We start from the raw sequence: 12,510 nt of genomic DNA, 5'->3' as shown, positions 1-12,510 counted from the left end.
GTGGTGGGTGATGACGGGATCGAACCGCCGACCCCCTCCTTGTAAGGGAGGTGCTCTCCCAGCTGAGCTAATCACCCGATACTACGCTGGATACTACAACTAACTATGCTAGTGGTGGGTCGTGCAGGATTCGAACCTGCGACCAATTGATTAAAAGTCAACTGCTCTACCAACTGAGCTAACGACCCACTTTAGTGTTGCTTTCGGTTTGTTTGATATCCCGTGGCAACGGCGGCATATATTACTGATTTCAGATTTGAGCGCAACAAAAATTTCGATGTAGATCACTCAACTGCTTATGATTCGCACGACACGACCAGAAATAATGCGACTTCTGGTCGCGTGTTATGCATTACATGGCGTTCAGACGTTTTTGTGCCTGTTTGGCGCCATCAGTACCAGGGTACTTACTGATAACCTGTTGGTACACGGCTTTCGCTTTCGCAGTGTCACCTTTGTCCTGCATGATGACGCCGACCTTAAACATCGCATCTGCAGCCTTCGGTGACTTCGGATAGTTTTTCACTACCGAAGCAAAATAGTACGCCGCATCATCTTTCTTACCCTTGTTGTAGTTTAACTGACCCAGCCAATAATTGGCGTTTGGCAGGTAAGTTGAATCAGGATAATTTTTGATGAAATTCTGAAATGCCACCATCGCATCATCCTGGCGGGATTTATCCTGCACCAGTGCAATAGCTGCATTGTAATCAGTGTTTGCATCACCGCTTTTCACCGGCGCGCCAGCACTCGCAGTACCAGCATCAGCCGTTGGCGTTGTTGCCGCCGCCCCGCTTTGCTCAACGCTGGCAGATTGCGTCGCTGCACCACCGCTGCTGAGGCTATCGATCTGCAACAGGATCTGCTTTTGCCGCTCCACGACCTGATTTAGTTGATACTGATTTTCCTGAATTTGACCACGCAGGGAATCAATATCGGACTGATTATCGGAGAGTTGCTGCTGGAGTTGAGTTAAAAGCTGACTGTGAGCATTAGAAATACGCTCAAGTTGAGTGACGCGGTCTTCGACCGAGCCTGAGCCGACACTACTGATTGGTGCCTGAGCAAAAGCGGCCCAGGGGGCCGCTATACCAACCAGTAACGACAGACTCAATAGTTGATGTCTGAAGTTACTGCTCATGCAATTCTCTTAGTAAACCAGTACCGCACGACGGTTTTTGGAGTATGCCGCTTCGTCATGGCCCAGTACTGCAGGTTTTTCTTTACCGTAAGAAACGATGGAGATCTGGTCAGCAGAAACACCTTTACCCTGCAGGTACATCTTAACGGCGTTCGCACGGCGTTCACCCAGGGAGATGTTGTATTCCGGAGTACCACGTTCGTCCGCGTGACCTTCTACGGTGACTTTGTAAGACGGGTTGCTACGCAGGAAGTTTGCGTGTGCATCCAGCATTTGAGCGAAATCAGAACGGATATCGTATTTGTCCAGATCGAAGTAAACGATATTATTCTGCTGTAGCTGTTGCATTTGCAGACGAGCCTGCTCTTCGGAAGACATGTTACCGTTACCGCCGTTCGCATCCATACCAGTGCCGGCACCCAGCATGCCTTCGCTGCCGTCATTGCTGGCGTTCTTGTTGGAAGAACATGCCGCAATTGCCATAACAGGCAGAGCAATCATCAGCCCTTTCAGCACTTTGTTCAGTTGCATTTCAATGATTCCTTTACTATTCAATTAATTATTATCACAGATACGGCGACCAGGCAGGGAATTTGACCTGTCCATCAGTTGCCGGAAGACGCGCTTTGAAACGCCCATCTGTAGAAACCAAATTCAGCACGGATCCCATCCCCTGAGAAGAGCTGTAGATTACCATAGTGCCGTTAGGTGCCAGACTTGGCGTTTCATCCAGGAACGTTGACGACAGAACTTGTACGCCTCCCGTTACCAGATCTTGTTTGGCAATGTGCTGCTGCCCACCATTGGAGCTGACCATTACCATAAATTTACCGTCGCTGCTGACATCCGCATCCTGGTTCTGCGAACCTTCCCAGGTAATACGTTGTGGCGCACCGCCGTTGATATTCACTTTATAAACCTGCGGACGACCTGCCTGGTCAGAAGTAAATGCCAGGTTCTGGCTATCCGGGAACCAGGTCGGTTCAGTGTTGTTGCTACGGCCATCAGTCACCTGACGAATCTGACCAGAAGCTAAATCCATTACGTACAGGTTCAGGCTACCCGTTTTAGACAGGGCAAACGCCAGTTTGCTGCCATCCGGTGAGAACGCTGGCGCACCGTTGTGACGCGGAAATGAAGCCACCTGACGCACAGCGCCATTTGCCAGCGTCTGGATAACCAGCGCGGAACGACCGCTTTCGAAGGTGACATATGCCAGTTTAGAACCGTCTGGTGACCACGCCGGAGACATCAGCGGCTGCGGAGAGCGGTGAACCACAAACTGGTTGTAGCCATCGTAGTCAGATACGCGCAATTCGTACGGGAACTGACCACCGTTGGTCTGAACAACGTAGGCAATACGAGTACGGAACGCACCCTTAATGCCGGTCAGTTTTTCAAACACTTCGTCACTGGCGGTATGGCCAGCATAACGCAGCCATTGCTTGTTAACTTTATATGAGTTCTGAGCAAGTACAGTACCCGGAGCACCACCGGTATCAACTAGCTGATAAGCAACATTGTAAGAGCCGTCCGGGTTCGGAGTGACCTGACCTACAACCACAGCGTCAATACCCAGTGCAGACCATGCTGCGGGTTGAACTTCCTGCGCGCTACCCGGCTGCTGTGGCAGACGAGCGCGATCTAACGGGTTAAATTTACCGCTGTTACGCAAGTCAGCAGCAACGATGCCGCCAATATCTTCAGGTGCCGCACCAGGCCCTGCCCACTGGAAAGGAACGACACCAATAGGACGACCGGAATCTACACCACTGTCGATCACAATGCGGACTTCAGCGTGCAGAACCGACGCCCACAGTATGAGAAAACCAAATGCTACTCGTAATGCCTGCTTCATCATATCTCCCTTATCCGGACAGATAGTCCACGATAATTTAGCAGAATGTTAACAAACTCAAATACACAAAACTACCAGAACCCCGCGACAACCGATGTCTGATATTAACCGCCGTGACGGCCAACATCGCGATTACGGCTTGAAGTCCAATGGTGCGTTTTTGAACACTTCATATACTGCCTGGCTTGGTGGTTTCGGGATCTTCGCAAGTTTAGCTGCTGCCAGTGCAGCCTGACAAAGTGCGGGATCGCCACCTTCAGGTTTGATATCCAGTAACATGCCATCTGGTGCCAGTTTTATGCGCAGCGTACAGGTTTTGCCTGCATAAGACGATGCGTCATAAAACTTACTTTCGATAGCAGATTTAATCTGCCCGGCATAGTTATTGATATCTGCACCTGATGCGCCATTGTTTTTAGTATTACCACTCCCGGCAGGCGAAGCATTGTTCCCTTTCGCCCCACCACCGGTTTTCGGTGCATTCTTACCAGAGCTTAGCTCACCGAAGATATCATCTGCCTCTGCGGCCGCTTTAGCTGCAGCGGCTTTTTCAGCAGCCGCTTTTGCCGCTGCTGCTTTCTTCTCGGCTGCGGCTTTCTCTGCTGCTGCTTTCTTCTCGGCTGCGGCTTTCTCTGCTGCCGCTTTCTTATCAGCTGCAGCTTTCTCTGCCGCTGCTTTCTTATCAGCCGCAGCCTTTTCAGCAGCCGCTTTCTTCTCAGCTTCAGCCTTCGCTTTTTCAGCAGCTTCAGCCGCTGCTTTCTTTCTTGCTTCAGCAGCGGCGGCTTCTGCAGCTTCGGCTTTCTTCTTCAGTGCCGCAGCAGCTTTGGCGGCTTCAGCCTCAGCTTTCTTCTGCGCTTCGGCTGCGGCTTTGGCAGCTTCTGCTTCCGCTTTTTTCTTCGCATCCGCAGCCGCTTTCTTCGCCGCTTCGGCTGCTGCTTTGGCATCCGCTTCGGCCTTCGCTTTAGCATCTGCCGCAGCTTTCGCTGCCGCTTCTTCCGCTTGCTTCTGCTTTAACTCAGCCTGTTTGGCGGCGTCTTCAGCCTGCTTTTTCTGTTCCTGAGCAGCTAACCGCTCTTTCTCAAGTTGCTTCAGGCGTTCCTGTTCAGCCGCTTGCTTTTCACGGAGTTCTTCGGCTGCCTGCTGTTCCTTAATCTTGCGCTGCTCTTCGGAACGCTTCGCGCTTGACTCCTGGCTTTGCATGCGTTTGTACTGCTCAACTACCGCACCTGAATCAACCATTACGGCGTCGATAGACGAACCACCGCCACCTCCGGCTGAAGCTTCTATATTCTCATCGAACGAACTCCAGATCAGCGCCGCAAATAAGATGACATGCAGCACTGCTGAAATAATTATCGCCCGTTTGAGCTTGTCGTTTTGTTCGGTTGCCTTTGACACTCTCGGTTCCCAAAAACTGTTCGCCTGTTACCCGCTCTCTTTCAAGCAAGGGAAACGCAGATGCTTAGATAGGCTGCGTCATTAAACCAACCGATTTCACACCCGCACTGTGTAACAAGTTCAGCGCTTTAATTATTTCATCGTAAGGCACATCTTTTGCGCCACCGATCAGAAAGACCGTTTTCGGATTAGCCTTGAAACGGCTGGAGATTTCTGCCACCACCTGCTCTGGAGGTAAACGCTCCAGGCGATCTTTCTCAACCACCACGGTGTACTGACCAATACCAGATACTTCAACTATCACTGGCGGATTATCGTTACTACTCACTGCCTGCGATTCAGTAGCGTCTGGCAGATCGACCTCCACACTCTGGGTAATGATGGGTGCTGTCGCCATAAAGATCAGCAACAGCACCAGCAGTACATCCAGCAACGGTACGATGTTGATTTCGGACTTGAGATCGCGACGACCTCGTCCACGCGCTCTGGCCATGGCTTACCCCTTGTTGCTCTCGCTAACGGTAAACGCCTGGCGGTGCAGAATCGCAGTAAACTCTTCCATAAAGTTATCGTAATTCAGTTCCAGTTTGTTTACGCGTTGGTTAAGACGGTTGTAAGCCATAACCGCCGGAATAGCGGCGAACAGACCGATTGCCGTGGCAATCAACGCTTCTGCGATACCGGGAGCCACCATTTGCAGTGTTGCCTGCTTCACCGCACCAAGGGCAATAAAAGCGTGCATGATCCCCCAGACTGTACCAAACAAACCGATATACGGGCTGATAGAACCCACCGTACCGAGAAACGGAATGTGTGTTTCCAGATTTTCCAGCTCACGATTCATAGAGATACGCATCGCACGTGCAGCCCCTTCCACCACTGCTTCTGGCGCATGGCTGTTGGCACGATGCAGGCGCACAAATTCTTTGAACCCGCTGTAAAAGATTTGTTCCGACCCAGTGAGATTATCCCGTTTTCCCTGGCTCTCCTGATAGAGGCGAGAAAGTTCGATTCCAGACCAGAATTTATCTTCAAACGCTTCGGCTTCACGCGCTGCAGCGTTAAGAATACGGGTCCGCTGGATAATAATGGCCCAGGATGCGATTGAAAAACCAATCAAAATCAACATGATAAGTTTAACCAGAAGGCTAGCCTTCAGGAACAAATCAAGGATATTCATGTCAGTCACTGCTTAAACTCCGCGACAATAGACTTAGGAAGCGCACGAGGCTTCATTTTGAGTGGGTCAACGCAAACAATCAGAACCTCGGCTTCATTCAGCAGAGTATTCTCGGCGTTGACAATACGTTGCGTGAAAACCAAAGAGGTGCCACGCATTGATGTTATTTCTGTCTGTATTTCGAGCATATCGTCGAGCCGTGCAGGTGCGTAATATTCCACCGTCATTTTACGCACCACGAAGGCAACACGTTCAGCCATCAGTGCCTGTTGGCTAAAGTGATGGTGGCGCAGCATCTCTGTGCGTGCTCTTTCATAAAAAGCGATGTAACTGGCATGGTACACCACACCACCGGCATCAGTATCTTCATAATAGACACGAACCGGCCATCGAAACAGCGTTGTATTCACTTTACATCCCGGTAATGCAACAAAAGTTAGAACTTTTAAACGCTGCTACTATACGCGTGCGATTGAGGTTTGGGAATGAGGGTAAGTTAAGGGAGCGTAAAAATTTATGGACCCTCAACGGCCCATAAATTTTTAAAGAGAATTCTGATTTAAAAGAAGAAGAAAATCAGCCCTACAATGAGAACAAGATCAGCAAGCAATGGGCAAAAAATCCCTTTCCAAAGAACCTTCTGCGGACGAAACCCCACGCCGTGAATAACGCCTGCGCAGACGGCCCACATCAGCAATAATCCATGCCAGATTTCCAGCTCACTGGTCTTCGCGGCAAAACGTGATGGGTCCCAAAACATACATCCTGCTAACAGAAGCGCCATCACGAAGGAAAGCGCCCTCAGAGGGCGCTTGTCCATTACCGCATACAAGGTTGCGATAATCTTACTCATCAACTGTCTTCTTGACCGGCTTTGCCTGATTCGACGTGCTCAAGCGCCAGCGCGGTAATTACCCCAAATGAACAGGCAAGAAGCGTTCCCAGAATCCATGCGAAATACCACATTTTTAGCTCCTTACTTAGTACAAAGAGTGGGTGTTACGTTCAATATCTTCTTTGGTGATACGTCCGAACATTTTCCAGTAACACCAGGCGGTGTAGAGCAGAATGATCGGCACCAGAACCACCGCAACCCAGGTCATGACGTTAAGCGTCAGTTGGCTGGAAGTCGCATCCCACATTGTCAGACTTGCATTCATCATGGTGCTGGACGGCATTACAAACGGGAACATTGCAATACCCGCAGTCAGAATGATGCAGGCCAGTGTCAGAGAAGAGAACACAAACGCCCACGCGGCTTTATCCATACGCGCAGTCAGGATAGTCAGCAGTGGTAGAACCACCCCCAGAGCCGGAATAGCCCACAGAATTGGCGTGTTGTTGAAGTTCACCAGCCATGCACCAGCTTCACGAACCACTTCTTTATTCAGCGGGTTAGATGCTGCGTAATGGTCCATTGTCGACTTCACAACATAACCGTCGATACCGTACATCACCCATACGCCAGCCAGTGCGAAGCACACCAGCGTTACCAGCGCCGCCACCTGAGCCGTTGCACGGGTACGCAGGTGCAGTTCACCAACGGTGCGCATTTGCAGATAGGTTGCACCCTGAGTGATGATCATCCCGACGCTTACCACACCAGCCAGCAGGCCGAACGGATTGAGCAGTTGGAAGAAGTTACCGGTGTAGTACAGACGGAGATATTCATCAACATTGAACGGTACACCCTGCAACAGGTTACCGAACGCCACGCCAATCACCAGCGGCGGAACGAAGCTACCAATGAAGATGCCCCAGTCCCACATGTTACGCCAGCGGGTTTCTTCAATCTTGGAACGGTAATCAAAACCGACCGGACGGAAGAACAAAGATGCCAGCACGAGGATCATCGCGACATAGAAGCCGGAAAACGCAGCGGCATAGACCATCGGCCAGGCAGCAAATAATGCGCCGCCTGCAGTGATCAGCCAAACCTGGTTACCGTCCCAGTGTGGGGCGATGGAGTTAATCATAATTCGACGCTCGGTGTCGTTACGACCGAGGAAACGGGTGAGCATGCCCACCCCCATGTCGAAACCGTCAGTGACTGCAAAACCAATCAGCAGAATGCCAACCAGCAGCCACCAGATAAAACGCAATACTTCATAATCGATCATTTGACGACTCCTGTCTTAGCGTGCCGGCTGAGTAGTCGTGGAAGACTGCTCAAAGTGATAGCGACCGGTTTTCAGGCTGCTTGGGCCGAGGCGTGCAAACTTGAACATTAAGAACATTTCTGCCACCAGGAACAGGGTATACAGGCCGCAAATCAGAACCATAGAGAAGATGAGATCGCCTGCAGTCAGCGACGAGTTCGCCACTGCGGTAGGCAGCACCTCACCGATAGCCCACGGTTGACGACCATATTCGGCAACAAACCAGCCCGCTTCTACAGCGATCCACGGCAGCGGAATACCGTACAGCGCGGCGCGCAGCAGCCATTTTTTCTCACCGATACGGTTGCGGATTACGCTCCAGAAGGAGAGCGCGATAATTGCCAGCAGCAGGAAGCCACACGCCACCATGATGCGGAACGCGAAGTACAGCGGTGCTACACGTGGAATAGAGTCTTTGGTTGCCTGTTGAATCTGCGCTTCAGTCGCATCCGCCACATTCGGCGTATAGCGTTTCAGCAGCAGACCATAACCGAGATCTTTCTTCATGCTATTGAACTGATCGCGTACAGCCTGGTCGGTAGAACCAGAACGCAGTTGCTCAAGCAGAGAGTACGCTTTCATCCCGTTACGGATACGTTCTTCGTGCTGCACCATCAGCTCTTTCAGGCCGATAACCGGCGTATCCACAGAACGTGTAGCGATGATACCCAGCGCATAAGGGATCTGGATTGCAAATTTGTTCGTCTGCTCTTCCTGATCAGGAATACCGAACAGAGTAAAGGCAGCAGGCGCAGGTTGAGTTTCCCACTCGGCTTCAATAGCAGCCAGTTTGGTTTTCTGCACGTCACCCATTTCGTAACCGGATTCATCACCCAGAACAATAACGGACAGAACAGCAGCCATACCGAAGCTTGCAGCGATAGCAAAGGAGCGTTTTGCGAAGGCGAAGTCACGGCCTTTCAGCATATACCATGCGCTGATACCGAGGATGAACATCGCGCCAGTCACATAACCAGACGCAACAGTGTGAACGAATTTCACCTGAGCAACCGGGTTAAGCACCAGCTCGGAGAAGCTCACCATCTCCATACGCATAGTTTCGAAATTGAAATCGGACGCGATTGGGTTTTGCATCCAGCCGTTCGCAACCAGAATCCACAGTGCGGACAGGTTTGAACCGAGCGCCACCAGCCAGGTGACACACATATGCTGAACTTTACCCAGACGATCCCAACCGAAGAAGAACAGACCTACAAAGGTGGATTCGAGGAAGAAGGCCATCAGACCTTCGATTGCCAGCGGCGCACCGAAGATATCCCCTACATAGTGAGAATAATAAGACCAGTTAGTCCCGAACTGGAACTCCATGGTTAAACCGGTTGCCACACCCAGAGCAAAGTTGATACCAAACAACTTGCCCCAGAACTTTGTCATATCTTTATAAATCTGTTTGCCGGAAAGGACGTAGACCGTTTCCATGATGGCCAGCAGGAACGCCATACCGAGCGTCAGTGGCACAAAAAGGAAGTGGTACATCGCGGTCAAGGCAAACTGTAAGCGCGACAGTTCGACTATATCTAACATCATGACTCCTTGCTCATCGCATGAAGACTCCGAGAGTGAACCCCGTTAGAAAGGGTCACACGCATGCCCCAATACAAAATTATTTGCTCGCCCCTATCGTTGCCATTTCATCAAAAGAGGAAAAGACAATGATAAAAAGTTACAAACATGTTAATGAATAAACCAAATTGATCCCGCAATTATATTACGCCGCAAAATCCTTACAATAAACAGGTTTTTATTGAACAAATTTGCATTTTTCGACAGTGATCAATTTATAGCGAAATTGTCACCATCTCACCAATTTGATCTACGACAATTTATCGTGTTTTGCAGATTTTTTTCAAGGATTAAAAATTGATTTATATCAAAATCAATCAGATATGTTAATCATGTGTGAATTAGAGATTGTTGGTAATTTTATTGTTAACACATTGTAAACCATAAATGCATAATTATTATCGCAATGGAGAGATATAGATAAAAAACCAGTATTTTATTTAACAGAGCTGCTTTATCGACTTTTTATAATACTAATTAGTTAGAGTAGCCAATTTGTTGCCATTTTACATAACATATTTTTATCAAAGTTAATCGATTGTTGTCTTTATGAGCACATTCCTATGAGTCCATTATTTTATTGTTTCTCTGGTAATAATCACTTACAGGGATAGATGTATTGGGTATAGTCAGGCGGGACGAAAATTTTTTAAGCGAAATTATAGGGTATAGGTATTTTCCCGCTCTTGTCCTCTACGATTAATTCAGCAATTAACAATTAAGAAAAATAGCAGGTAATTCAGCAAGTAAGTCTACCGCAGGCTGTTATATATAGAATATTGTTATTCATTTAACAGTAACACGAAACAACGAAGTGGGATTGTAAGTGAGTGTTATAAAACTCCAGATTCCTTCGAACAATACGTTACCCTGCCTCTAAAAAATACTCCTATGGCGTAAAGTTGATTAGCTCCAACGAATGGCATAAACCTGTGCAGGATATTAACTACTTGTTACTTACAACATTATTTTTACAATTCTGCGTTAAGCCAGAAGCGAATAGTATTGAATACATACATCAAACTTTTTTAATTGCCTTTATAGGGGTTAAAAGTGTGCCCAAAATGCAAATTAGATGTTGATCACAATTATATCAACATATTAGATCAATAGAATTTAAAAAAAATTAAAATCAATGGCGCAAGGCATCGCAACGCATTGAATTTTCTCACCTATTTAAACACACATTATAAACAAGCATTTTACGAAAGATATTTTGAAAATAGATCAATTGCATCCTAATGACTGGGCAAAGAAACTCCAGTGATATTAAGCATGTGCCGTTATGTATGGCCATAAATACAACGTGTGTAACTTATTTTACTCTCTGTCTTACAAAGGATTACCCATGAAGAAAGCAACACTTGTGATTGGCGTTATTGGCGCTGACTGCCATGCAGTAGGCAATAAAGTTCTGGATCGTGTTTTTACCACCCATGACTTCAGGGTCATTAATCTGGGCGTTATGGTCAGCCAGGACGAATATATTGATGCCGCCATTGAAACTGGCGCTAACGCGATTGTGGTTTCCTCTATCTATGGTCATGGCGATATCGACTGTCTGGGCATGCGTGAACGCTGCATCGAGCGCGGGCTGGGTGACATTCTGCTTTATGTGGGCGGTAACCTGGTGGTGGGTAAACATGACTTCGCTGACGTGGAAATCAAATTCAAAGAAATGGGTTTTGATCGCGTCTTCGCACCCAGCCATGACTTAGAAGATGTCTGCCAACTGATGACCAACGATATCAACCAACGTCATGGCGTAGAAATACACATTCTCGAAGAGGCAATCTGATGCAAATTGTCTCTGTCGATATTGGATCGACGTGGACCAAAGCAGCCCTCTTCACTCGGGAGGGGGACGCGTTAACGTTGGTTAACCACGTTCTGACTCCAACCACCACGCACCATCTGGCGGAAGGTTTTTTCTCCAGCCTGAACCAGGTGTTAAACGTAGATAATGCCCTCCCCCTGTTAAACTGCGGTGAGGTTGCATTGAAGTATTCCTCCTCAGCCAAAGGGGGACTGGCGGTCGCTGCAATGGGGTTAGTGCCTTCTATCACCCTGGAAACTGCGAAAGTAACCGCTCACTCTGCTGGCGCTAAAATCACGCAATATTACGCCTACAAGCTGAACCGCCGTGATATTCAGGCGCTGGAAGAGACACCGCCAGACATCCTGTTGTTCACCGGCGGCACCGACGGCGGTGAAGAAAGTTACGGACTGAATAACGCCCGCGTGCTGGCAGAATCAAAACTCGACTGCGCCATTATTTATGCCGGAAACAGGGATATTCAGGATGAAGTGCAAGCCATCCTTGGGCATAAAGAGCTGACTATCGTCGATAACGTCCTGCCTGACCTTGACCATCCAACCCCTTTGGCCGCGCGTCAGGCCATCTGCGACATTTTTCTCAAACGTATTGTTAAAGGAAAAGGACTGGATGTCATTGTTGATGAAACGGGCGAAGAACCGATGCCGACACCGTGGACGGTCTATGAGTTGGTAAAGGCCATCAGCAATGTAAATAGTCACTGGAAAGAGTTCATTCTTCTCGACATGGGCGGCGCAACCACCGACGTCTATTCCGCCTGCATTAATCATCTCGCGCCAGATACCGTTTTGCACGGCGTACCAGAACCATTCATAAAACGAACCGTAGAAGGCGATCTGGGGATGCGCGTCTCGGCGGCGGTGGTTGGTGAAAACGCAAAAGACTTAGTCAATATGATCTTTGCTCAACAACCCGTGCAGCAGGAGGCTTTTTATCATTACCTTCGTCATTTGGCCGCTCATCCCGAATACTTACCCACTAACACAGAAGAAAAATATTTCGATGCTGTGCTGGCCGGGCTGTGCGTGGGTTACGCCACAGAACGTCATGCGGGCACCAAAAAAGAAGTCTGCACCTGCGTCGGTAATGTTGATTTACAAATGGGACGCGACCTTACCACCGTGCACAAAGTCATCGGCTCCGGTGGATGGCTGTCGCGCGCCAGCCAGTTTGATATTCATCACTGGCTGAAGTACCGCGAGTTAAACGACGACGGCAAACGCATTCTCTTACCGACTCAATTTGAATATTACCGTGATTCACAGGGGCTATTTCCACTGCTGGCAAACGTCGCCAGAGTAGACCCGCAAGCCGCTGCGCTCACCAGTATTCAATGCTTAACCCTATAACAAT

13 protein-coding genes and 2 tRNA genes are annotated in these 12,510 nt (G+C 48.9%); 2 read left to right on the top strand and 13 right to left on the bottom strand.

The window, feature by feature from the left end; all coding sequences use genetic code 11:
- Position 1: 1 nt before the first annotated feature.
- From A31E_RS18635 to cydA, 13 genes are all read right to left on the bottom strand, one after another.
- Positions 2-77: transfer RNA gene (locus A31E_RS18635), tRNA-Val, on the bottom strand.
- A 35-nt stretch (positions 78-112) separates the two neighbouring features.
- A tRNA-Lys gene (locus tag A31E_RS18640) sits at positions 113-188 on the bottom strand.
- 164 nt (positions 189-352) lie between these two features.
- On the bottom strand, positions 353-1,141 hold the full coding sequence (gene cpoB / locus A31E_RS18645) for a cell division protein CpoB (protein WP_000097584.1): 789 nt from the start codon (positions 1,139-1,141) through the stop codon (positions 353-355).
- 9 nt (positions 1,142-1,150) lie between these two features.
- Entirely contained in the window at positions 1,151-1,672 is a 522-nt protein-coding gene (pal, locus tag A31E_RS18650) for a peptidoglycan-associated lipoprotein Pal (protein WP_001295306.1), read from the bottom strand.
- Positions 1,673-1,706: 34 nt separating this feature from the next.
- On the bottom strand, positions 1,707-2,999 hold the full coding sequence (gene tolB, locus A31E_RS18655) for a Tol-Pal system beta propeller repeat protein TolB (protein WP_010352214.1): 1,293 nt from the start codon (positions 2,997-2,999) through the stop codon (positions 1,707-1,709).
- A 132-nt stretch (positions 3,000-3,131) separates the two neighbouring features.
- Positions 3,132-4,397 carry a cell envelope integrity protein TolA gene (tolA, locus tag A31E_RS18660; protein ID WP_016248491.1) on the bottom strand — a complete coding sequence of 422 codons (1,266 nt, stop codon included), beginning with the start codon at positions 4,395-4,397 and terminating at the stop codon, positions 3,132-3,134.
- 64 nt (positions 4,398-4,461) lie between these two features.
- Positions 4,462-4,890, bottom strand: a complete 429-nt coding sequence (tolR, locus tag A31E_RS18665) for a colicin uptake protein TolR (RefSeq protein ID WP_000090096.1) — start codon at positions 4,888-4,890, stop codon at positions 4,462-4,464.
- Positions 4,891-4,893: 3 nt separating this feature from the next.
- A complete protein-coding gene (tolQ, locus tag A31E_RS18670) occupies positions 4,894-5,586 on the bottom strand; it encodes a Tol-Pal system protein TolQ (RefSeq protein WP_000131311.1) in 693 nt (230 codons plus the stop codon).
- The gene (gene ybgC / locus A31E_RS18675; protein ID WP_001098372.1) at positions 5,583-5,987 is read right to left on the bottom strand and encodes a tol-pal system-associated acyl-CoA thioesterase; all 405 of its coding nucleotides are present in this window, start codon (positions 5,985-5,987) and stop codon (positions 5,583-5,585) included. Before ybgC ends, tolQ begins: the two co-directional genes overlap by 4 nt.
- A gap of 149 nt (positions 5,988-6,136) precedes the next feature.
- Entirely contained in the window at positions 6,137-6,430 is a 294-nt protein-coding gene (gene ybgE / locus A31E_RS18680) for a cyd operon protein YbgE (protein ID WP_000034596.1), read from the bottom strand.
- Positions 6,430-6,543, bottom strand: coding sequence for a cytochrome bd-I oxidase subunit CydX (gene cydX, locus A31E_RS18685; RefSeq protein WP_000270283.1), 114 nt, complete (start codon positions 6,541-6,543; stop codon positions 6,430-6,432). The genes ybgE and cydX overlap by 1 nt, the downstream gene beginning before the upstream one ends.
- 14 nt (positions 6,544-6,557) lie before the next feature.
- A complete protein-coding gene (gene cydB / locus A31E_RS18690) occupies positions 6,558-7,697 on the bottom strand; it encodes a cytochrome d ubiquinol oxidase subunit II (RefSeq protein WP_000568264.1) in 1,140 nt (379 codons plus the stop codon).
- A gap of 15 nt (positions 7,698-7,712) precedes the next feature.
- Positions 7,713-9,281 carry a cytochrome ubiquinol oxidase subunit I gene (cydA, locus tag A31E_RS18695; RefSeq protein ID WP_001516006.1) on the bottom strand — a complete coding sequence of 523 codons (1,569 nt, stop codon included), beginning with the start codon at positions 9,279-9,281 and terminating at the stop codon, positions 7,713-7,715.
- A gap of 1,387 nt (positions 9,282-10,668) precedes the next feature.
- Between cydA and glmS the strand changes: the two genes are divergently transcribed.
- Together glmS and glmL are read left to right on the top strand one after the other, a co-directional pair.
- The gene (gene glmS, locus A31E_RS18700; RefSeq protein ID WP_000710399.1) at positions 10,669-11,118 is read left to right on the top strand and encodes a methylaspartate mutase subunit S; all 450 of its coding nucleotides are present in this window, start codon (positions 10,669-10,671) and stop codon (positions 11,116-11,118) included.
- Positions 11,118-12,506: a methylaspartate mutase accessory protein GlmL gene (gene glmL, locus A31E_RS18705; protein WP_016248490.1), complete on the top strand. Its 1,389-nt coding sequence runs from the start codon at positions 11,118-11,120 to the stop codon at positions 12,504-12,506. The genes glmS and glmL overlap by 1 nt, the downstream gene beginning before the upstream one ends.
- Positions 12,507-12,510 lie beyond the last annotated feature (4 nt).

It is taken from the genome of Escherichia sp. KTE159, from assembly GCF_000408805.1.
Classification (GTDB): Bacteria; Pseudomonadota; Gammaproteobacteria; order Enterobacterales; family Enterobacteriaceae; genus Escherichia; species Escherichia marmotae.
The sequence above is the reverse complement of the archived record's forward strand: the minus strand, read 5'-3'. Positions and strand labels throughout refer to the sequence as shown.